The sequence below is a fragment of the Paenibacillus sp. FSL H8-0122 genome (genome assembly GCF_038005345.1).
Classification (GTDB): Bacteria; Bacillota; Bacilli; order Paenibacillales; family Paenibacillaceae; genus Paenibacillus_AQ.
This window is the reverse complement of record NZ_JBBOTB010000001.1, coordinates 4,080,988-4,103,334: the sequence shown is the minus strand read 5'-3', so window position 1 is coordinate 4,103,334 and position 22,347 is coordinate 4,080,988. Positions and strand designations below refer to the sequence as shown.

Sequence of the window (22,347 nt, the reverse complement as noted above, 5' to 3'; positions counted from 1 at the left end):
GGGGGCTTGATCAGATGAGAGATTCGGAACGCTGGCGATTCGCAGAGCGTTATAAATTGGTTGCGCTCTCATTATGGCAGCCGGTGCTGCTTCTGGCTCTGGTGCTGAGCGGCTGCGGCGCAGGGCAGAAGGAGGAGCCGGTGCCGCCTGCCGCTCCGCCGGTAACGCTGGAGTACTGGACGCCGTTCAGCGGAGGAGACAACATATTCATGACTGAGCTGGTGGAGCAGTTCAATGCCGAGCATCAGGAGATCCGGGTGGATCAGATTAACTCCCGGCTGGATGATTATTATTCCCGGCTGCGTACAGCCATTCTGTCCGGCAATGCGCCGGATCTGGCGATTATCCATGCCACCAACCTGCCGCAGTTCGTGCAGAACGGCTATATCGAATCTCTGGACGGGCTCGCTGCGGATGCCGGGCTGGACTGGGAGCAGTTCAATGCCAAAATTGCCGGGTCTACCGTCTACGCCGGTGCCCATTATGCCGTCCCGCTGGATACGCATACCCTGGTGCTCTATTACAACAAGAAGTATCTGCGGGAGGCGGGATTGCTGGATGCCGCGGACAAACCGCTGATCGGGCGGGGGGAGCAGGGGTTCACCGCTTTCCTGCAGAAGCTGAAGGATGCCGCTCCGCCCGGAGTTGCGCCGCTGGCCCTGCCCAGCACACGGATCGATTCGGTGTGGCTGTGGTGGAGCCTGTACAATCAGATGCAGGGCGGCGGTGCCTTTTACAATTCCGAGGGGACGCAGGCGGTCTTCAACAATAAGCATTCTCTTCAGGCGCTGGAGTTCGTGAACAGCCTGTATCAGCAGAAGCTGATTCCGCCGCATATCAACGATGCCTTCAAGCTGTTCTATGACGGTGAGGCGGCTACCCTGATTACGGGGGTGTGGGGCACCGGTGCATTCGAGAAGGATGAGCAGCTGGAGCTGGGCGTCGTGCCGGTTCCGGTCATCTATGATCATCCGGGGGTCTGGGGGGATTCGCATACGCTGGCTGTTCCGGCCAAAAGCGGGCTGAGCGCGGAGAAACGCAGAGCGGCGATGATCTTCGCCCGCTGGGCGGTGGAGCATGGGGTGATGTGGGCGGAAGCCGGGCATGTGCCAAGCTCTCTCAAGGTCGTCCAGAGCGAAGCTTATACGGCGCTGAAATTCCGCAGCGACTATGCCGCCGCCGCGAGCTCCGTAGCCTATTGGCCGAGAAATGTGAAGCAATGGAGTATTAATGAAGAGATTATCCGCCAGTTCGAGAAGATGATCTACAAGGAACAGACTCCGCAGCAGGCGCTTGCGCGGGCGGTGGACAGCATTAACCTTCAGCTAAAGAAATAACGCTGCGGGAGCAAAGGGGGGGGATAGCGGTTGAAATCCGTTCACAGCTGGTTCCGGAATCTAGCGCTTGCGCGCAAGCTCATTCTGATTAATGTGGTGTTCATTGTGCTTCCGCTGGGACTGATGGGCTATTTCGCCTTCGCCCGCTTCACCGCAACGACGGAGCGTAAGGTGGGCGATTATCAGCTTCAGACGCTGAAGCAGCTTACGCTGAATATCGATACCTATATGAATGAGCTGAACCGGCTGACGGTGATGCCCTATCAGTATCCCAAGGTGACCGATTATCTTGCAACAAAGCGTGCCCCAGGCGAACCCCTTACGCTGGATGAGATCAGCGGACTCAACAGCTTCGTCACCCAGGTGTTTCTGAACGGCCGGGTCGATATTCTGGGCGTCTCCCTGTATGGTACGGGCGGAGCTTCCTATGTGGTCATGCCGGAGAGCCAGTATGTCACGACCTACAAGCTGGATGAGAATGTGAGCTGGCTGAATAAGTTCAAGGGGCATTACGGGAAGCCGGTCTATGTGGCGACGCATGACTTAAGCGCAAGCAGCGGTACTGTCTATGAGGCCTTCTCCATTGTCCGGGAGCTGCGCAGCTTCGATGACGGCGTGACGCTCGGATACATTGTCATTGATGTGGACCCGAAGTTCATCAGCGAGATTCTGTCGAAGGTTAAGCTGGATGCCAAGGAGCTGCTGTATATTACGGATGAATCCGGCAACCGGGTCACCGGCAAGGATTATGGATACCTCCAGACGGCGTCTGCCGTAACTCCGGGGCGAACCGGTGAGGGGGTCAGCCATGTGAAGTCGGAGGGGGAAGGGCTGTTGGTCGCCCATGTGACCTCTGAGGTTACAGGCTGGACGACGGTAGGCGTTGTTCCGGTGGCCAGTCTAATGAAGGAGACCGAGGTTCTGCGCACGTATATTATTCTTACGGGCATTATCTGCGTAGGACTGGCCCTGCTGCTCTATGTGTTCATCGCCTACCGGATCACGCAGCCGCTGCGCAAGCTGAGCCGGCTGATGCGCAGTGTGGAGCGCGGAGACCTCAGCATGGCTTTTCCGGTGAGCGGCAGGGATGAAGTGGGTATGCTCGGCCATTCGTTCAACGGCATGCTTGCCAAGCTCAGCGAACTCGGTTACCTGCTCTATGAGACGGAGATCCGGGAGAAGGATGCGCAGATTGCCGCGCTGCAGAGCAAGATCAATCCGCATTTTCTGTACAATACTCTCGGGTCTATCAGCATGTATGCCGAGCTGGAGGGCAGCCCGGAGATCATCGCCATGTCCAACAATCTCAGCAAGCTGCTGCGTTATAGTCTGAGCGGGCGCAAGGAGCAGGTGACGCTGCAGGATGAGCTGGACCATGTAGGCGGCTATATGACAATCCAGCAGATGCGCTACGAGGAACGGATTCAGTTCAGCATGGCGGTTGAACCGTCCCTGCTGGACTGTGAGGTCATTCCGTTGATGATTCAGCCGCTGGTCGAGAATGCCATTAACCATGCGCTGGATAAGGGCGTTGGCCGCGGCCGGATCTCGCTGAGTGCAGAACGCCGCGGGCAGGTGCTGAGGATCGCCGTCGAGGATGACGGGATCGGTATGAATGCAGAGGCGCTTGAGGCACTCCGGCTGCACCTGCGGGATACGCAGGAGCTTGGCGGGCGCTCCGGCAACGGGCTGCTGAATGTCCACCGCCGGATTGTGCTGCATTATGGCGAGGCCTATGGCCTATCCCTGGAGAGTATGCCCTATCAGGGCTTCAAGGCAGTGCTTAAGCTGCCGGTACTGAGCCGGGAAGGCAGAGGAAGGGAGGGTGACGGGGTTGCCTAGAATACTGATTGTTGACGATGAATCGGTCTTCCGTAAAGGCCTGCGCAAGATGATCGCCGCCGTGGGTGCCGGCTGGGAGGTGGTTGGTGAAGCCATCGACGGCTACGATGCCCTCGACAAGCTGGCCGAGCTGACCCCAGAGGTGCTGCTCACCGATATCCGTATGCCGCGGATGGACGGCATCCAGCTTCAGCAAGTGGCCGGGGAGCGCTTCAAGGATCTGATGACCGTTGTGGTCAGCGGCTATGATGAATTCGCTTATGTGCAGCAGTCCATGCGGGAGGGGGCGAAGGACTATCTGATGAAGCCGGTCGAACGCGAGGAGCTGGGCCGCGTACTGGAGCGGCTGGGCCGGGAGCTGGCTGAACGCCAGGCGCTGCCTGCGCCCAAGGAGGAGCCGTGGCAGGTCCAGCCGGTGCTGAAGCGGCATGTAGCCGGCCACCTGATTGAGAGTCTGCTGAAGGGCCGGGCGCAAGGCAGTGACCTCCAGCTGCTGCGCGAGCTGGGCCTTGCCTTCGGGCACCGCTATTTCATCTGCATGGTGATCAAGCTGGATAAGCATTCGGTAGAGAAGGAGCGTTACCTGCGGGGCGACCCTTCCCTGTTCCTCCTGTATATCCAGCAGGTGGTTCAGGAGATGATTGACCGCCATGCTACAGGACTAAGCTTTGTGCTGTCGGATACCGAGGTGGTGGCGCTGCTGAATACAGCAGATCCGCAGCACCCTCTGTCCGCGCCGGGCACCCTGGGGGATATGATCCGCAGGCAGATCCGTTCGCTGTCCAATCTGACCGTGACGATTGGGGTCAGCAATCCCGCCGAAGGCCTGCCGGGAATCCCGAAGGCCTACAATGAGGCCGGGATTGCCCTCTTGTACCGGCTGATTGAAGGCGGCGACAAGCTGCTGGAGTATGCCAGCATGACGCAGCGTCCGCATTCCGGCGGCCCGCTGAAATGGTCCTGGGAGCTGCTGGAGAAGTCGATTACCGCTGGCAGAGTGGCGGGGATCGGCCCGATTGTCGAACATATGATTGAAGAGCTGTGCAGCATGGCGGAATCACCGGAGAGCATCCATCAGCAGCTCTGCAAGCTGCTGCTGTACTACTACGAATTGTCCGAGGAGCTTGAGGTGACCGAAGCGTGGCTGGGGTCGAAGGATATCCGCAAGGTGCTGTTCGATGTCTGCAGCCTCTCCTCGCGGCAGGAGCTGGCTGAGAAATGCCGGGGGCTGCTGCTCACACTGACTGGCTGCATTGCGGAGTCCAGAGCCGCGAAGGATATCGATCCGGTCGCAGCCGCCCAGCGTTATATTTCGCAGCATTACGATCATCCGCTGAGCCTTAAGGAGGTAGCAGATGCGGTATATCTGAACCCGGTCTACTTCAGCAATCTGTTCAAGCAGAAGACCGGCATCACCTTTATTGGGTTCCTTACGCGTATCCGCCTGGAAGAGGCCTGCAAAAAGCTGGCCTTCACGGATGACAAGATCAGCAGAATCGCGGAGGATACCGGCTTCGGCAATGTACGGCACTTCAACCGCGTGTTCAAGAACAGCAGCGGATTATCGCCCAAGGAATACAGGGACAGCACCCGCATGGTGCAGGCGGCTTCTATGGGTGGCCGGAAGTGGCCAGCTGACGGACGTAGAGCAGGAGATTAAGGGCCTGCCGACCTGCGACTGCACAGCGGAGCGCCGCTTGCGCTGATCCGCGCGATTGTGGAGCTAATGGAAATGGTGCATAAATTGCAACAATGTGTGTTAACCTGGGGCCTAGCTGACAGAAATCCTGCACAATTTACAACAATGTGCGCTCAGCAGGAGCTAATTTGAGGGGAATCCTGCAATAAATGCAACAATCCGCGTTATCTGGAGCCGGACTGACGGGAATCCTGCAATTAATACAACAATCAGCTATCGGCATCCGTAATCCGAAACTGGCGAGGGAGCATGCATGACCACACTCGCCTGTCCGGTGAGAAGCCGGGCCTGGAGCCAGTGTGTTAGCCCGGGGCTGTCTCATCCAGAATCACAACGCAATCGAACGAACCGCCTCCTCCGCTGTAACCAGCTGCTCGCTTCCCAGCTCCATATCCTTCAGCCGCAGCTTACCCTCCGCCGCTTCGCTCTCACCGACCATAATGACATACCGGATGCCTTTGGCGCTGGCTGTTGCCAGCGTTTTTTTGAGCTTGCGCGTGCCCGTGTCCACCGTGGTCCGGATACCTGCGGACCGCAGGCTAGCTGCGGCAACCAGAGCCTGAGGCAAATACCCGCCAATGGGAATGATCAGCACGCCGGAACGCTCCGCCGCTGCCTGCTCCCGGCGTTCGCCGAGCAGGGCCATGATCGACTCCATCCCGAAGGAGATGCCGACTGTAGGATACTCTATATCGTCGCGCCCCACGAGCTTGCCGATGATCGCGTCATATCGCCCGCCGCCGCCGAGGCTTGAGGGATAGCCGCCGGAAGCATCGAAGATTTCATAGACTGTCCCCGTATAGAATGACAGCCCGCGTGACAGAAATGGATCGAAGACGCACATGTCCGCAAGTCCAACCGCATCAATCAGCTGCTGTAAGGCCTGCACCTCAAGCGCACCAGGCTGCCCGTCCAGCTTATACCGCTCCACCAGTTCCTCGAATCCCGGGTTCGTCAGCTCCAGGAGCTCCGAGATCAGTGTAACCGTCTGAGCGGTTAGCTGCTTGTCCTTCAGCTCGGCCAGCACCCCGCCGCTGCCGATCTTGGCCAGCTTGTCGAGGGTCAGCATGACTGAGAGCTGCTCCTGCTCCGGCACACCAACCGCCCCCAGAATCTCGCCCAGGAAACGGCGGTTGTTCCACTTCAGCACCACCGGAATATCTAGTCGGCGGAAGGCTTCCGCTGCCAGCTGCATCAGCTCCGCTTCCGCCTGCGGTCCGGCAATGCCGGCGACATCGGCGTCACATTGCAGGAATTCGCGCAGGCGGCCTTTTTTGACCGGACCATCCCTGAACACCTTGCCGATCTCATACCGCCGGTAGGGGAATTCAATTCCCGGATTTAAGGCAATCACCTTGGCAAAAGGGATCGTCAGATCGTAACGCAGCCCCAGCCTGCGCCCGCCCTGATCGGCCAGCTGGTACATCTCGCGCAGAATCTCATCGCCCCCGGCGTATTTGGAGGTCAGCAGCTCCAGTTCATTCAGCAGGGTCGTATCCATCGGCTCGAAGCCGTACAGCTCGAACAGCTCCTGAAGCGTAGTCCGCACCTTCTGGCGGATGGCCTGCTCCCGGCCGAAATAATCATAAGTTCCTTTAATATTCTGCATGATTAGCTCTCCTTTGTAAGTGAATTCCGTGTAAATAAAAAACGCGCCGGACCCCGTGGTCCCGCGCGCTTATCTATGCCGCAGGGAGGTCAAACGCGAAATGCGTTAGCCCTCCCTGAATGAATTCAGGTGTGTGCTAACGCTGCTTGTGATGATGAAGTTGATTCGTTATGATGGACAAGCGGTTCATATGAATCAATTCCCTTCCGGCTGGATTACAGCACATTATAGCGGATCAGGAGCAACCGCGCAAGACCTGCATTATTTTCCATAAAGGAGCAATCATAATGAATCATACAGAGCTGATTACAGCAGCAGAGGACTTCGCGAAGGAGCAACTCGGCCAGGATACCACCGGCCATGACTGGTTCCATACTAACCGGGTGCGGAATACTGCGGCGCTGATCGCAAGAATGGAAGGGGCGAGTGTGGTCATCTGCACGATCGCTGCCCTGCTGCATGATGTAGCCGACGAGAAGCTGAACCCCTCCAAGGAGGCGGGGCTGCTCAAAGTACAAACTTGGCTCACCGCACATCTGCCGGATGAAGCTGCGTGCAGGCATATTATGGAGATCATCGGGACAATGTCGTTCAGTGGCGGCGGGGGGGAGCCCATGTCAACGCTGGAAGGGCAGGTGGTCCAGGATGCGGACCGTCTGGATGCGCTGGGGGCCATCGGCATTACGCGGACCATGGTCTTTTCGGGAGCCAAGGGCCGTCCGGTCTATGATCCGGAGATTCCACCGCGTGGCGAATCGCTGCAGAAGGAATACCGTGATTACTCCAAGGGCACGGCGGTCAATCATTTTTATGAGAAGCTGCTGAAGCTGAAGGACTTGATGAACACCCCGTATGGCAAGCAGCTCGCGGAGGAGCGGCATCAGTTTATGCTGATTTTTCTGGAGCAATTCTATAAGGAATGGAATCAGGGGGCAGAGTAGGTGTTATAATGGAATAATGCGCAAGATGGATGGAACGCGGGAGACCCCGCCTGAACCGGAACAATCAGCATAGAAGAGGTTGAGTATATAATGAGTGAAGAACAAGTGAAGTTTAGTGATTATGGTCTGGATGAAGAGATTATCCGCGCGCTGGAGGTTCTGAAGTATGTGGACCCCACCGAGGTGCAGCGGAAGGTGATTCCTGTGGCGCTGAAGGCGCAGGATCTGATCGTCAAGTCGCAGACCGGCAGCGGTAAGACCGCAGCCTTCGCCATCCCGCTCTGCGAGCTGGCCGATTGGGCGGAGAACAAACCCCAGGCGCTGGTGCTGACCCCCACCCGGGAGCTGGCCCAGCAGGTGAGAGAGGATATTACGAACATCGGGCGCTTCAAGCGGATCAAGGCGGTAGCGCTGTTCGGCAAGCAGCCTTTTGCCCCGCAGAAGCTGGAGCTGACCCAGAAGACACATGTGGTCGTAGGCACGCCGGGCCGTGTATTTGACCATATTGAGCGCGGAACGCTGAATCTCAGCCGGATACAATATCTGGTGATCGACGAAGCGGACGAGATGCTCAGCATGGGCTTCATCGAGCAGATCGAGAAGATCATCAAGCAGCTGCCCAAGGAACGTGTAACGATGCTGTTCTCGGCGACGCTGCCCGAAGTGATCAAGAACCTGTGCCGCAAGTATATGACGGAGCCGGTGGATATCGAGATTGAAGCGAGCGGAATAACGACGGCATCCATTGAGCATGCGCTGATTGAAGTCGTACAAGCTGCCAAGTTCGGACTACTCAGCGACCTGCTGACGGTGGAGAACCCGGATAGCTGCATTATTTTCTGCCGGACCCAGGAGCAGGTGAATGCCCTCTTCCGCGGGATGGCCGACCTCGAATATCCGGTGGACAAGATTCACGGCGGCATGGAGCAGGACGAGCGGTTTGAGGTGATGAATGCTTTTAAGCGGGGCCAGTTCCGTTATCTGATTGCCACCGACGTTGCTGCCAGAGGGATTGATATCGAGAACATTACCCATGTCATCAACTACGATATCCCGCTCGAAAAAGAGAGCTACGTCCACCGCACCGGCCGCACCGCCCGCGCCGGCAAAAGCGGCAAAGCCATCACCTTCGTGACGCCGAATGAACACAAATGGGTCAGGGAAATCGAAGGCTATATCGGCTTCAGCCTGCCGGAGATGAAGGCTCCTTCGGATGATGCCGTGGCCTATGCCAAACCAGCCTTCGACCAGAAGCTGGGCAAGCAGCAGGTCCGCAAAGCCGGCAAAACCGAGGTCATGAATCAGGACATCATGAAGCTGTACTTTAACGGCGGGAAGAAAAAGAAGCTTCGCGCGGTCGATTTCGTCGGCACCCTTGCCAAGCTTGAGGGCATTTCGGCTGAGGACATCGGGATTATCACGATTCAGGATAACGTGACCTACGTCGATATTCTGAACGGTAAGGGCTCGCTTGTACTGCAGGCGATGAAAGAGACTACCGTGAAGGGCAAGCTGCTGAAGTGCCATATCGCGAAGAAATAAACTACAATAACAGGAACTCTTTTTAAAGGATGGGCTTCTAATGAAGAAAGCAGACAAGTCAGCCTCCTAAATTCAGTTTACACAACCATTTAGGAGGCATAGCCAATGAAATTTAATCCGATTGATATGGAGAACTGGAAGAGACAAGAGATTTTTAATCATTATCTGAACCAGGGCACGACCTTCAGCATGACGGCAGAAATTGAGATTAGCGGTCTAGACCGGAAGATAAAGCAACAAGAATATAAACTGTATCCTGCCCTTCTATTCTTAATGACCCGTGTGGTCAACTCCAATACAGCGTTCAGAATGGGGTACAATAGTGCGGGGGAATTAGGGTATTGGGACAAGGTAGACCCGCTGTATACGATTGCTGACAGTGTCTCGGAATCCTTCTCTGCAATTTGGACGGCTGGCACGGGTGAATTCAGAGCGTTCCATGATTCTTATCTGTCTGATGTGGAGAATTATAAGGATTCCGGGAGATTGTTCCCCAAGACGCCGATTCCTGAGCATACCTTTTCTGTATCTATGATTCCGTGGACGTCCTTTACCGGATTTAACTTGAATATCAGCAATAACGGGACTTACCTTCTGCCCATTATTACCGCAGGGAAATTTATGACTAAAGGCGATTCCATATACCTGCCGCTGTCGTTGCAAGTCCATCATGCGGTCTGTGACGGTTATCATGCAGGATGGTTCATGAACGAGGTTCAGGCCATGGCAGATCGTGCTGAGGAATGGATTAATTATGCACCACATTTTGATTCAAAATAAAGAAACCTTCCGGTATACGGCTTAAGCCGTATACCGGAAGGTTTTTCTGGGTCCAATAGTCTTGTCCGCTCCGGCATCAATAGAAGCCCCTAAGCATTATACTGCGCCTGATACAGGCGGCTGTACGTGCCTCCGGCGTTCACCAGCTCCTCGTGGCGGCCTTCCTCGGAGATGCCGTCCTCGCTTACAACAACGATCCGGTCGGCGTTCTTGATCGTCGTCAGGCGGTGGGCAATGACCAGCGTGGTGCGGCCCACCGACAGGTCGGCCAGTGACTGCTGGATCGCTGCTTCTGTCTCGGTGTCGAGCGCAGAGGTCGCTTCATCCAGAATCAGAATCGGCGGATTCTTCAGGAACATCCGGGCGATGGCCAGGCGCTGCTTCTGTCCGCCGGACAGCTTGACGCCGCGTTCACCGATCACAGTGTCCATGCCATCAGGCAGGCTGTTAATCAGCTCCTCCAGGCGGGCCTGACGGGCAGCCTGCCAAATTTCCGGCAGTCCTGCATCAAGCTTGCCGTAGGCAATATTCTCACGGATCGTGCCGGAGAAGAGGAACACATCCTGCTGCACGATTCCGATCTGCTTGCGCAGCGAGCTGAGCTTCAACTCACGGATATCGATCCCGTCGATGGAGATCGAGCCGCCGGTCACATCGTAGAACCGGGGGAGCAGGCTGCAGATGGTTGTTTTACCTGCACCGGAGGGTCCGACGAAGGCGATGGTTTCACCGGCGTTAACCTCCAGGCTAATATCCTCCAGCACCTTCCGGTCCGCTTCATAGCCGAAGCTGACATGGCTGAAAGAGATATCTCCGCGAAGCGGACCTGCCTCTACGGCATCCGGTTTGTCGGCAATGTCCGGTTCAGTGTCGATGACCTCCAGATAACGCTTGAAGCCGGCAATTCCCTTCGGATAACTCTCGATTACAGCATTAATCTTCTCAATCGGCCGGAAGAAGACGTTGGACAGCAGAATGAAAGCGACGAATTCCCCGATTTCCAGCTCTCCCTGAATGAAGAACCACGCCCCGCAGACCATCACGACAATGGTGATCAGACGGGTCATCATATAGCTGACCGAGGAGCTTTTGGCCATCAGCTTGTACGCCATCAGCTTGGTCTCGCGGAACTTCTGATTGTCCACCGCGAACAGCTCTTTCTCGAATTCTTCATTGGCAAAAGACTGGACCACACGGATGCCGCCGACATTATCCTCAATCCGGGCATTGAAGTTCCCTACGTTGCCGAATAGACGGTGATAGGTTTCAGTCATGCTGCGTCCGAAATGGATAATGACCCAGGCCATAATCGGCACGATGATGAACGTAATCACAGCCAGCTGGAGATTGATATCGGCCATCAGCACAAATGCGCCGACCAGCGTCATGACGGCAATGAACACATCCTCCGGCCCGTGATGCGCGACTTCCCCGATATCGTTCAGGTCATTGGTTATTCTGCCGAGCAGGTGACCTGTTTTGTTGTTGTCGAAGAACCGGAAGCTGAGCTTCTGGATATGATCGAACATTTTTTTGCGCATATTGGTTTCAATATTAATGCCCAGCATATGCCCCCAATAGGTAACGACATAGTTCATTGCTGTATTGAGTGCATAGATCCCGAGCAGGGCAACGCAGGCAATCAGAATCAGCGGCCAATCCTGACCCGGCAGCAGATCATCAATGAATTTATTGACAGCCACCGGAAAAGCAAGCTCCAGCAGACCGGCACCCACCGCACAGGTGAAATCAAGGATAAACAGCTTCTTGTAAGGACGGTAATAGGAGAAAAAACGACGCAGCATCTCTTGTTCACTCTTTTCTGTAATATGTTATGTATCTGGTTATTGAGATTGATTCTCAACTGAACCTATGTTTAGGATACTAAAGCGGGTTACACGTTTTGTCAACGGTGAGAACATTTAAATTAGAAATATACTGCGGAATTCATTGCCGTTTAACCCATACCGAAAGGCGGTTTCATACATATTTTAACAGCATCCAGGCATAAAGGAGGAGTTAACATGAGCGAAAATATTGGGGGATACGGCGGAGCTTTCACTTCGACTGGAGCGATTCTGGTTCTGTTCATCCTGCTCGTAATTATCTCTAAATCCCTCTGGGTGTAATTCGGGTTCACCTGCTCTGCTGCCGCTGGTCACTTGACCGGCGGTTGTCTTCTGTCCAGGAGGCTGCTCCATCAAGCGATATGGTATAATGAAATAATGCGCCTTGGTTGAAGGGCGTAATACATATAGCGGCTGTATTCCCTGACAAGCCCCGGGCTTGACGGGTGCTTTGCTGCGACCTGGAGGTACAACATGAAGCTCGGCCGTGAAAATAACAAGAGGACAAGCCCGGCCTTGTCCTCATCTGCTGCGGATATCCGCAGCAGATGGATGCTAGTTACCGGAATCATCTGTGTGGCCGCTGCCCTGCGTGCCCCATTCACTTCCGTCGGACCTCTGCTGGAGATGATCCGGGATGACCTGGGGTTATCTAATACTCTGGCGGGAGCGATTACGACTTTGCCTTTACTGGCGTTTGCCCTGCTGTCACCGTTTGCACCCCGGCTTGCCCGCAAGCTGGGACTGCCCAATATCCTGGTGCTGGCCATGCTCACCCTGTCCATGGGAATTCTGGTCCGTTCGGCTTCCGGCACGGTAACCTTCTTCGCAGGTACAGCGATGATCGGTCTGTCGATTGCCGTCTGTAATGTGCTGCTGCCGGGACTGATCAAGGGGAGATTTCCGCACCGCATCGGTCTGATGACCGGAATCTATACCGTGTCCATGAACATATGTGCAGCGGCGGCTTCGGGGCTGAGTGTTCCCTTGGCCACCCGTGCGGGGCTGGGGTGGAGAGGGACGCTGGCGCTCTGGTTCATGATTGCTGCACTGGCTACGATCTTCTGGATTCCGCAGCTGAAGAGTCTGGGTGCGGGACAGGCAGACACTGCCTCCTCTTCAGCGGCACGGGTCTGGCGCTCCCCGCTCGCCTGGCAGGTTACGCTGTTCATGGGGCTGCAATCCCTGCTCTATTATGTGCTGATCGCCTGGTTCTCGGTGATCCTAGGTGAGCGGGGGATGTCTGCCGGCCATGCCGGCTGGATTCTCTCGCTGATGCAGCTCGCCCAACTGCCGTTCACCTTCTTCGTGCCGCTCTGGGTGGGAAGGATGAAGAACCAGCGGCTGCCGGTGGTGATCACTTCGGTTCTGTTTATCACTGGCATCCTTGGCGTCTGGCTGGGCAGTACCGCACTGATGGCATTATGGGCTATCTGCATAGGGATTGCCGGAGGCTTCGCCTTCGGTCTGGCGATGATGTTCTTCAGCCTGCGCACCCGGACCACACAGGAGGCCAGCGAGCTGTCAGGGATGGCCCAGTCTGCAGGATATTTGCTGGCGGCGGCGGGACCTGCACTGTTTGGCCTGCTGCATGATGCTGCGGGGAGCTGGAATGTACCGCTTGCGCTGCTTGTCTTAGCAAGCGTACTGCTGTTCGCAGCCGGTATGGGGGCCGGACGCGACAGATATGTGGGAGACCGGTTATAAACGATGGGCCCGTCAGCTTGGCGGGGTCAAACGATAAGTTTGTATAAGATTTTCGCTGAGAAAGTGCATTGTAAGCTGATCACGGCATGCTACTATTGTGTTTAAGATCATCTGAGAATGATTATCAATGAAATTAGACACAGGAGTGAAGAGAGATATGAACAATTGGGGCCGGAAAATCATTTGGACCGCTGTACTTATCCTGGCAATGTCCGCTATCGCGGCGTGCGGAAATAAGAATAAGGCTGCGGACAGCAAGGATGTGCAAACAGGGAATGCGGTAGCTGCCACCGCAGCTCCTGCGGAGACTGGCGGAGCGGCAGCTTCAGAAGGGGCGACACGGACGGTTACCGGAGAATTCGGGGAGGTGGAGATTCCGGCGAACCCTAAGCGGATCGCGGGAATCTATGTTGAGGATTACCTGAAGGCGCTCGGCGTTACCCCGGTGGTGCAATGGTATCATCCCAGCTGGGGCAAGCAGGATTATCTGAATCTGGATGTGCCGGAATACGATATCAGCGGCAGCATGGAAGCCCTGCTTGAGAAAAATCCGGATCTGATCATTACCGATGGTGGTGTAGATGCCGCTAAGTATGAGCAGTATGCCCTGGTAGCTCCAACCTTCCGCCTGCCGGAGAGCGTATTGCAGGATTCAAGGCTAATCCTTACAACGGTCGCAGACGCGCTGGGTATTCCTGAGAAAGGGAAGGCTGTACTGGCAGAATATGACCAGAAGGTGGCAGCTGGCAAAGCCGCGTTGCAGCAGGCACTGGGACAGGAGAAGGTGGCTGTGATCCGGCTTAATGTGGCAGACAAAACCGTTGCTCTTTTTGGAGTCAAAAACCGCTTTACTGGTGTGCTCTATAATCAATTCGGTCTGACACCTGTTCCTATGGCCGCTGAGATGACGGAATTCCAGTCGATCATCTCCGAGGAAGTGATCCCGGAGCTTGGGGCGGACCATATCATTATCTTCCCTGACAACGGCGGATGGGACAGTGAAGCCAATCAAGAAGCCATCAAGATGCTGGATGGACCCCTCTGGAAGAACCTGCCTGCGGTCAAGAACGGCAATATCTACCGGATGGAGCGTTCGCACTGGCAATCCGGGGGGATTACCGCCAACCAGATGAAGCTGGATGATCTGCTTAAGGCAATGGTGAAGTAATTCAGCGTTAAGAGGCCGTGAGTCTATGAGTGAGAAGAAGGTCTATCCGCAAGGTTGATAGATCTTCTTTTTTGATTTACACTGGAGTCTATGATAATGATTCTCAGTCAGGAGGGGCGGCAGATGACCGAACAGTTGCAGGAACACACCAGGAGAAGGCTGCTCCACAGCCTGATAAATATAGAAGCGGTTACACGCTCCCCGTCCGGGAAGGATCAGACCGAAGTCTATCAGGAGCATACTCTAATCATTGTGTCCGAAGGGCAGGGGTGGCTGAAGGCAGAGGACAGAAGATACTTTTTGGACAAAGGGGCCGGGTTCCTGATCGAAGCCGGATCACTGAACCGGATTCAGGCCGGCGAGCAGGGGATCAGCTGGTACCGGATGGAGTTCGCGCTGATTCCCGCAGGGCACGTCAAGCTTGGCACCGGAGATAAGGGGCAGGAGGAACATGCAGAATATTTGCTCTGCCCGGGATATCTGGACTGCCGGCCGTTCTCACAGTGTGCTCTGCTGCTGGATTCCATCTATTATAGCTTCCGGCGCCCGGAGGATATTGAATGGTTCACGGCTCAGACCCGGTTCCAGGAGCTGCTGCTGTTGATTATGCGGGCGAATACTCCGGTACTGAAGGCTAAGGATGACCGTGAGGCCGTGGAAGCCTCGATCCGCTATATGGAAGAGCATTGCAGTGAACCGTTATCTGTCGATCAGCTGGCTGAGATTGCAGGGATCGGGCGTGCGCGTTATACGCAGATGTTCAAAGAAATTACCGGCCGGATGCCCTTGGAGCACCTGAACGGGCTGCGTATTGAACGGGCACAGCAGCAGCTTCTGCTGACCCGGGACCGGCTGCACGAGGTTGCCCTGGCTGCAGGCTACAGCAATGAGTATTATTTCAACCGGCGCTTCAAAAGAACAGTAGGGGTGACTCCCGGACAATACAGAAGCCTCCATCAGGAAGGCGTCCGGGTATTTGCCCCTTTTCTGGAGGATTATCTGCTGGCGCTCGGCATTACTCCGGTCGTGCAGTATTGCCATGCCAAGTGGGGCAAGCAGGAATACCTCGGGCTGGATCAGGTTCCGGCGTTCGATATCTCCAGCGGAGACTGGCAAGGACTCAGCCGTTACAGTCCTGAGCTGATTATGCTGGATGACGGCTTCCAGCGCTGGCAGCTTGGAGAGTGCCGCCAGGTGGCTCCATTATTCCGGCTCCCGTTCCATCAGGAAGACTGGAGGGCCACGCTCCGCAGCGCAGGTGCAGTCTTCGGGAGAACGGGTCGGGTGCAGGAGGTCATCAGCGAATATGAACAGCAAGCCCGTCAGGCCAGGCGGCTGCTCAGCCGCAGCGTCCAGGGGCAGACAGTGGCATTGCTGCGGATTTCTGCCCATGGTGTTGCCCTGTATGGCAGTGAGAATCTGGGGTACTCAGCCCATGTTCTGCATGAAGATCTGGGGCTGCAGCGGCATCCTGCTGTCCAGCGTCTTACCCGGGGACAGAAGCGTGTCAATCTGACCAATGAAGAGCTGTCAGGGGTGACCGCAGATCATTTGTTCATCACGTTTGACCTTCAGGAAGGGGAGAGCCGGGAGCTGCTGGAGACACAGCTCTGGAGAAGCCTGCCTGCTGTTCGCAACCGCTGTGTGTACGAGGTGGATTTCATGGCCTGGATGAATTACGGTGTCCTGTCGCATCAGCGGAAGATCGCGGATGTGATGAAGGTATTGGCTTGAAGAAGACCTCTGTGCAGTAAAATAAAAAATGCTTGCAATTCCGCTCCAAAGAGAGTATATTCTTAATTACGGTGATTGAATCACTGCAATACATAATATGCGGTCATGGCGGAATTGGCAGACGCGCTGGCTTCAGGTGCCAGTGATAGCAATATCGTGGAGGTTCGAGTCCTCTTGACCGCATCATATCTTACAATACAGGTTCTTGCTTGGCATTTATGCCGGCAGGGACCTGTTTTTGTTTGGGTATTTTAATGATTATTTCTATCCCCGCTTAAACATCGGTCCGTTCGCGGAGCGTCCATCCAAGTGCCCAAGCTGATCCTACTCAAAATCTTTTAAAGTGTAATCATTCCAATAAAAATCCTATACATATCATAAAAATGTGAGTTAGATGCCGGAACCCTGAGGCTGTATCATAACTAGTAAGCAATTCGTTTATTTAAAATTCATGATGCGAGGAGAACGGTGATATGCAGGATACCATTGTGCGGATCTTGAGTGAAATTAAGAACAATCCAGAGCTGTTGCTCACGGCCACTGAAGCCACCGATATTGTGAATGAGGTAGGTCTGGATTCCCTGCAGATGATTAATTTCATTCTCCGGATTGAAGACGAATTTGAAATTGAGTTTGATTTTGATCATTTTGCCTATGAGGATTTCCAGTCGATCGGGGATTTCATGGGGTTCATCACAGCCACACAAACCGCTTCTTAAGGGGGCTTCATTATGAAGTCAACCGTGTATCTGGGCACCTTTGATTCCGAAGCGTGGTGGCGGAGTCCGCATGGATCTATGCTTCCTTCTATGAGCAGCAGTCAAGCTGTGACGATGGGCATGGATGAATTGTTGTTTCCGTTATGCAAGGAGCAGGACATTCTGTTCACCCGGCAGCCCATGGACGAGCATCTCAGAAGCTATTTATCGCAGCTCGGCTATTCCTTCACCAATGTTCATTGCAGAAATCCCGTTCATGCGGATGACTACACGCTGCATGTGTTTGATCTTCTAATGGCTGATGCAAGCTACTACCAGCAGCTACTCCCTACAGAGGCTCTGATCTCTCCCTATTCTATACTGTCCGATACCAGTGAGTTAGTGCGCAGGTTCATTTTCGGTAATCATTTTCCCTCCTTAGATACAGTTCGAGCAGTGAATTCAAAGATTTATTCTCATGAACTAAGACAACGATTGGGCACTCGCAATAGTTCCTTTATAGCTGACAGCTCGGAGGAACTGCTGACCCTGGGCTCAGAGCTGCTACAGACCGGACAAGTGCTGGTGAAGGACCCGCTGGGTGTCTCAGGCCGGGGCAATATGCTAATTTCGGGCGAGCGAATGCTGAAGAGAATTGCAGCCTATCTGCAAGAGCAAGAGAATCGAGGCAAACAAACACAGTTCATTATCGAACCCCTGCTTGATAAAACGGAGGATTTCTCCTGTCAGCTGTTCATTACGGCGCAGGGGGATGTGCAATACCTCTCTGTTCAAAAGATGGTAAACGACGCCTTCTCTTATTCAGGCTCCTATCCTGCCGATGCCGGGTTTATCGAGGCGCTCTGGAACAATCATTATTTCAGCATCATGGAAGAAGCCTGCAAGGATTTATTTAAGACAGGCTATCACGGAGATGTATGCATAGATTCCATGCTGCTGGCTGGCGGTGAAATGGTACCCATCGTTGAGATTAATGCCAGAAAGTCCATGGGGCTGATTAATCATCATATCAATCAATATGTCCGGCAGTATTCCATGTTCAGCTTTTTGACCTTTATCTCGGCAGGCTGCTCTACAGAAGTGACCATGATGCAGATTATCGAGGCTCTAGGTTCCAACAAATTGTTGTTTACGCAAGAGAACAGGCAAGGAATTATACCGCTGGGTGCAAGCACGCTTATAGGCTCAGGACATACAGCATTCGCTGAGGCGGAGTCTGAATGGCGGAAGGGGAAGCTTTATGTAGCTGCTCCCTATACCTCAGATGTGAGTGAAGCATTAACTCTAGTTCACCGGGTGAAGGATGTCTTGAAGTCTCTGTCGATGAAGATTTATAACTGACCAGTCTTTATTGTACAACGAGGGAGCTGACAAATGATTACCATTTTATGCTCATCTGTCGCATTGGGGGTATATACGCCCGCGGTCCTGTTACGTGAAGAGCTAAGCGGGTACTATGAGGCCGATCTTGAAGTGCTGGAAAACCTGTATCCGCTCGGGACAAGACTGAAATTAACCGAAAACAAAAAGGTTTTCTCTAAGAGGTTTGAAGTAGCCAAGCTGGGTCACAGAATGATCAGGGATATCACACCGAATCTGGACCCGGATCGGGTAACCCGGATTTTAGGCAAGTGGGCTGAAGAGAACCGGAGGGTGTTTATGGTTTTCTCGGGGTTCTGGATGCCCATTCTAGAAGAGTACGCGAAGAGTTACCGCAAGGATGTGCATGTGGAGCTGATTCATATGGATGCGGTCATATCCCCTTCGTGGAAGCTGTATTCCAACAATATCCGGAATGATCTATTTACGGTGAATGATGTCTGGTTTTTTGACGGGGCGGCTGAGCGGGTGAATTATACTATTTCCATGGGTCTTGCTGCCCCTAAGGATTATAAGGAACGTGACAACCGGCTCGTTATCCATGGCGGCGGCTGGGGAATGGGGACCTACAAGGAAACGGCAGCAGAGCTGAATCACTTCCTGGATTTGAACATCGTCATTCATGAGCTGGCGGATGATCAGGCCTATGGAGCCGGCCACCGTTACTACATGGTGAAGCCGGGCTGGTCGCCCTGGATGAAGAACGAAGAGAATGAATATACCCTGCCGCCGTTCGGTGAAGTGATCCGTCAGTGCTTCAACGAGGATACCGGGGTGAAGCATAGCTTCTATCAGCTGATCTGTAACTCGAAGGGGATCATCAGCAAGCCGGGGGGAGGAACCCTGCTGGATTCGCTAGAATCCTTCACGCCGGTTATTTTCCTGGAGCCGCTGGGTGAGCATGAAGCCTGCAACGCCGAGCTATGGGAGCGGCTGGGTTTTGGCATAAGGTATGAGCAATGGATGAGTATGGGCTGTCCGCTTGAGATTTTGGAGGCATGCAGTGAGAACTTAAGAAGCTATAAGGCTCAGGTGTTAAATTATGGGAGGTGCTTTCATGAGACAGCCGCAAACATCCGTAGTGCTGGACCGGGATTCCTTTGAACGGTTAAAGAAAACCATCAAGCATATGTCGGTCACGCACAAACAGGTTCACCTTAACCCTACGTATTCTACGAATCTTCCGGTCGAGGTCGGGCTTAAATTAACCAATGGCTGCAATCTGCGCTGCAAGCATTGCTTTGAATGGAACGCTGAGGGGTATCACCGGGATTTGGGCAGAGCCGAGCAGAGAGAAGAGCTGGATTTCGCTGTGATTGAGAAAGTATTCCGGCAGACCAAAGAAACGAACGCCAATATGTTTCTGTGGGGAGGAGAACCTCTATACTACAGCCGGTTCAATGAACTGGCCGACCTGCTGGAGCAGGACCCCAGATGGACGGTGTTATGCACCAACGGAATTCAAATCATCGAGAAGCTGGATTCCATCCTCAAGATGTCCAAAAGTCTGGTCTGTCTGATCAGTCTGGAAGGCTTCGAAGCGGAGAATGATGCGATCCGGGGAAAGGGCACCTTCAAGAAGGTGATGGCGGGCATTGACAAGCTGCTGGAGCTGGAGAAGGAGGGTATCTACCAAGGCAAAATCTCCATCCATCTGACGATCAGCGATGTCATGATTGATAAGCTGTATGATTTTGTGGAGTTTTTTGAGAATAAAGGAATTGACTCGGTGTATATTACCTTCCCGTGGTATTTGCCGGATGAGGTATCGAATAATATGGACCGCTATTTCAACGAGCATTTCAAGTGGCTGGCGGATGATCTGGAGGAAGGGCACCGCAACAGCTGGCATTCGTTCAAATATCGCATCTCACCGGACAGGATTGATTCGCTGCTTGCACAGATGGAGAGGATTAACCAGCGAACCTGGAATTTAAGAACACGTTATCAGCCCGCGCTTGAACTACATGAGGTACGGGACTTTGTACTCGGTTCAGAGAAGCCTGCCCAGAACAAAACGCAATGCCTGTCGATCCGCACCAGACTGGATGTGCTGGCTGACGGTGAAGTCAGTGCCTGCAAATTATTTCCGGAGTTCTCCCTGGGGAATCTGGCCGACCAGGATCTCAAAGAGATATGGGATGGCGACAATTTTGAAAGGGTCCGGGAAACCCTGCAATGCGGCCTGATGCCGGTATGCTCCAAATGCATTCTGCTGTATCTTCACGGAAAATAAGGATGGAGGCTATAACGAATTCCGCTGTGAGCCGCAAGCTGACGGATTGGGCGGTTCCCTTTGGCCCCTATGATTGTTTGTTGAATGCGGTTACACTATGGCTGTCTGTTCATCATGCCGATCCGAATCCGCTGTACAGGTATAATTTCTCCATTAATTATTATGCAGGCTATGACTGGTTCGACAGTACGGTGCCGGTGAATGAGCTGTTTAGCTTCATCCGGCGTGCTTATGGGGTTGAAGGGAAGCCTTGCCGTTTCGACTCGTTGGATCGCGGAGAGATGTATCTGCTGCCGGTGGACGCCTATTATGTGCCCTACATGAAGGAATTTTACGGGAAGGGCCATATGCTGCATTATGTGCTGGCTGAAGCGGCAGACGATCAGAGCTTGAGAATTACAGATCCTTATTTTGCAACAAGCCTATTGGCAGAACGGACTTGCGTGGAGCAGGCCTGGCGCACCTTCAGTGAACCGGTTATGGAAATCAGCCCGCCTCTCAGCCTGAATCCTGACCTGAACGCTATCCGGCCTTACTTAACTACACAGCCCTATGAAGAGTTACTCACCAGTACCTTTGCCCAAATTGCGGAACGGATCATGGATGTTGGAGCTTATAGGGGGCCGGAGAATTTAATGGATAACCCTGTGTTCAAACAACGGTTTGGCTGCATCCGTACGATTGCTCTATCGCGGTTCAGGCATTTCGGTACCTGCAGCACCATGGATGTTGCTCACCTCGGCTCAGCCTGGAGGAAGCTTGAAGTGAGCTTTATGAAGATGACGATAAGCGTGGACAGAGGGGTAACGGCTACCGTGAAGCAGCTGAAGCAGCTTGCGGAGGATGAGCTGGCTTATTTACATTCCTATGCAACAGGAGGCCGATGATGCCGGACGAAACCAGATATGAGCAAATCCAGCGGATGTTTTGGGAGAAGAGGGTCGAGGCTGTCCAATTGCTTAGACGGGCGCTGAAAGAGCAGGTGGAGCAGATTGAGATTCATAAGGAGGAGACCCGGATCAGGCTTACAGATGGGAGACGGTTTCTCTGGGATCTCGGGCACTTGAACAGTCTAGGTTTTCTCATGCGGGATGGATTTGTGGAGCGCGGGGAGAGCCGGTTGTTGTCCATACTGATCCGTGAAGGATTTGAAGTGTTTGATATCGGGGCGAATTATGGATGGTATTCCACGTTATTCGCACAAGCGGTGGGGCAGAAGGGCAGAGTTCATAGCTTTGAGCCGGTAAGCCCCACCTTCTCTGAACTGGCAAGAAACATCCAATTAAATAACCTGCAGAACGTCGTTCTTAATCAGCTTGCGCTGTCTGACTATAACGGGGAAGCGGAGATCTATCTGCCTGTAAGAAGCGGATCTGAGGATGCTGCGTTAATTATTGACCCGGCCTTGCAGCATGAAACCTACCGTTGCCGGGTGCAGACGCTGGATACGTACATTGAGCAGCAGCATATCAGCCATATTGACCTGATCAAAATCGATATTGAAGGCGGCGAATTAAAAGCATTACAGGGATTGGAGCAGTATTTGCAGCAGCATCATGAGAAACCCATGCTCATGCTGGAAGCGACGGAAGTTCTGGCTTTACGGTTCGGGAATTCGATAAGTGATGTATTCCGGTTTTTGAAGCAGTATCAGTATCAGCTCTTTCAACTGTCCGCAGAGGAGCTTGTTGAGCTGGATAGCGCTGCGGAAGTGCAGGCACAGAATATATTTGGTCTGCAGCCGGAGCATATCCGGAGGTACAGCCCGTTCATCAGATTGATAACCATTGCAAAGTAGGGATGCCG

General features: G+C 53.9%; 18 protein-coding genes and 1 tRNA gene. 17 read left to right on the top strand and 2 right to left on the bottom strand.

Translation table 11 applies throughout. The annotated features are described in order from the left end of the window. The first annotated feature begins 14 nt into the window (after positions 1 to 14). From NSS64_RS17855 to NSS64_RS17845, 3 genes are read left to right on the top strand one after another with little or no spacing between them, the layout of a single operon-like run. Complete coding sequence (locus NSS64_RS17855; RefSeq protein WP_341140998.1) at positions 15 to 1,337, top strand: ABC transporter substrate-binding protein; 1,323 nt, start codon at positions 15 to 17, stop codon at positions 1,335 to 1,337. A 30-nt stretch (positions 1,338 to 1,367) separates the two neighbouring features. Beyond that, the gene (locus tag NSS64_RS17850; RefSeq protein ID WP_341140997.1) at positions 1,368 to 3,179 is read left to right on the top strand and encodes a sensor histidine kinase; all 1,812 of its coding nucleotides are present in this window, start codon (positions 1,368 to 1,370) and stop codon (positions 3,177 to 3,179) included. After that, positions 3,172 to 4,839: a response regulator gene (locus NSS64_RS17845; RefSeq protein WP_341140996.1), complete on the top strand. Its 1,668-nt coding sequence runs from the start codon at positions 3,172 to 3,174 to the stop codon at positions 4,837 to 4,839. The genes NSS64_RS17850 and NSS64_RS17845 overlap by 8 nt, the downstream gene beginning before the upstream one ends. Before the next feature lie 367 nt (positions 4,840 to 5,206). Here the strand turns inward: NSS64_RS17845 and NSS64_RS17840 are convergent, their stop codons facing one another. Further along, complete coding sequence (locus NSS64_RS17840) at positions 5,207 to 6,487, bottom strand: histidine--tRNA ligase (protein ID WP_341140995.1); 1,281 nt, start codon at positions 6,485 to 6,487, stop codon at positions 5,207 to 5,209. Between the two features lie 287 nt (positions 6,488 to 6,774). Between NSS64_RS17840 and NSS64_RS17835 the strand changes: the two genes are divergently transcribed. From NSS64_RS17835 to catA, 3 genes are all read left to right on the top strand, one after another. After that, a complete protein-coding gene (locus NSS64_RS17835) occupies positions 6,775 to 7,428 on the top strand; it encodes an HD domain-containing protein (RefSeq protein ID WP_341140994.1) in 654 nt (217 codons plus the stop codon). A 90-nt stretch (positions 7,429 to 7,518) separates the two neighbouring features. After that, a complete protein-coding gene (locus NSS64_RS17830; RefSeq protein WP_341140993.1) occupies positions 7,519 to 8,970 on the top strand; it encodes a DEAD/DEAH box helicase in 1,452 nt (483 codons plus the stop codon). 105 nt (positions 8,971 to 9,075) lie between these two features. Continuing rightward, positions 9,076 to 9,750 (top strand): type A chloramphenicol O-acetyltransferase, encoded by a 675-nt coding sequence (gene catA / locus NSS64_RS17825; protein ID WP_341140992.1) that lies wholly within the window; start codon positions 9,076 to 9,078, stop codon positions 9,748 to 9,750. Between the two features lie 89 nt (positions 9,751 to 9,839). On the opposite strand, the gene NSS64_RS17820 is transcribed toward catA, so the two are convergent. Next, positions 9,840 to 11,555, bottom strand: a complete 1,716-nt coding sequence (locus NSS64_RS17820; protein ID WP_340942035.1) for an ABC transporter ATP-binding protein — start codon at positions 11,553 to 11,555, stop codon at positions 9,840 to 9,842. Positions 11,556 to 11,774: 219 nt separating this feature from the next. Here NSS64_RS17820 and NSS64_RS17815 point away from each other — a divergent pair, with 219 nt between their 5' ends. From NSS64_RS17815 to NSS64_RS17765, 11 genes are all read left to right on the top strand, one after another. Continuing rightward, positions 11,775 to 11,879, top strand: a complete 105-nt coding sequence (locus NSS64_RS17815) for a YjcZ family sporulation protein (RefSeq protein ID WP_340942033.1) — start codon at positions 11,775 to 11,777, stop codon at positions 11,877 to 11,879. Positions 11,880 to 12,071: 192 nt separating this feature from the next. Beyond that, the gene (locus NSS64_RS17810) at positions 12,072 to 13,304 is read left to right on the top strand and encodes a CynX/NimT family MFS transporter (RefSeq protein ID WP_341140991.1); all 1,233 of its coding nucleotides are present in this window, start codon (positions 12,072 to 12,074) and stop codon (positions 13,302 to 13,304) included. Positions 13,305 to 13,461: 157 nt separating this feature from the next. Continuing rightward, positions 13,462 to 14,472 carry an ABC transporter substrate-binding protein gene (locus NSS64_RS17805; protein WP_341140990.1) on the top strand — a complete coding sequence of 337 codons (1,011 nt, stop codon included), beginning with the start codon at positions 13,462 to 13,464 and terminating at the stop codon, positions 14,470 to 14,472. Between the two features lie 123 nt (positions 14,473 to 14,595). Further along, positions 14,596 to 16,206, top strand: coding sequence for a helix-turn-helix domain-containing protein (locus NSS64_RS17800; RefSeq protein ID WP_341140989.1), 1,611 nt, complete (start codon positions 14,596 to 14,598; stop codon positions 16,204 to 16,206). Between the two features lie 99 nt (positions 16,207 to 16,305). Continuing rightward, positions 16,306 to 16,389, top strand: a tRNA-Leu gene (locus NSS64_RS17795). A gap of 290 nt (positions 16,390 to 16,679) precedes the next feature. Next, entirely contained in the window at positions 16,680 to 16,925 is a 246-nt protein-coding gene (locus NSS64_RS17790) for an acyl carrier protein (RefSeq protein ID WP_076078321.1), read from the top strand. 12 nt (positions 16,926 to 16,937) lie between these two features. Further along, positions 16,938 to 18,266, top strand: coding sequence for a hypothetical protein (locus NSS64_RS17785; protein ID WP_341140988.1), 1,329 nt, complete (start codon positions 16,938 to 16,940; stop codon positions 18,264 to 18,266). Positions 18,267 to 18,299: 33 nt separating this feature from the next. After that, the gene (locus NSS64_RS17780; RefSeq protein WP_341140987.1) at positions 18,300 to 19,409 is read left to right on the top strand and encodes a hypothetical protein; all 1,110 of its coding nucleotides are present in this window, start codon (positions 18,300 to 18,302) and stop codon (positions 19,407 to 19,409) included. Beyond that, entirely contained in the window at positions 19,363 to 20,541 is a 1,179-nt protein-coding gene (locus NSS64_RS17775; RefSeq protein WP_341140986.1) for a radical SAM protein, read from the top strand. The genes NSS64_RS17780 and NSS64_RS17775 overlap by 47 nt, the downstream gene beginning before the upstream one ends. Positions 20,542 to 20,543: 2 nt before the next feature. Further along, the gene (locus NSS64_RS17770; RefSeq protein WP_341140985.1) at positions 20,544 to 21,428 is read left to right on the top strand and encodes a hypothetical protein; all 885 of its coding nucleotides are present in this window, start codon (positions 20,544 to 20,546) and stop codon (positions 21,426 to 21,428) included. Continuing rightward, positions 21,428 to 22,339: an FkbM family methyltransferase gene (locus NSS64_RS17765; RefSeq protein WP_341140984.1), complete on the top strand. Its 912-nt coding sequence runs from the start codon at positions 21,428 to 21,430 to the stop codon at positions 22,337 to 22,339. The genes NSS64_RS17770 and NSS64_RS17765 overlap by 1 nt, the downstream gene beginning before the upstream one ends. Positions 22,340 to 22,347 lie beyond the last annotated feature (8 nt).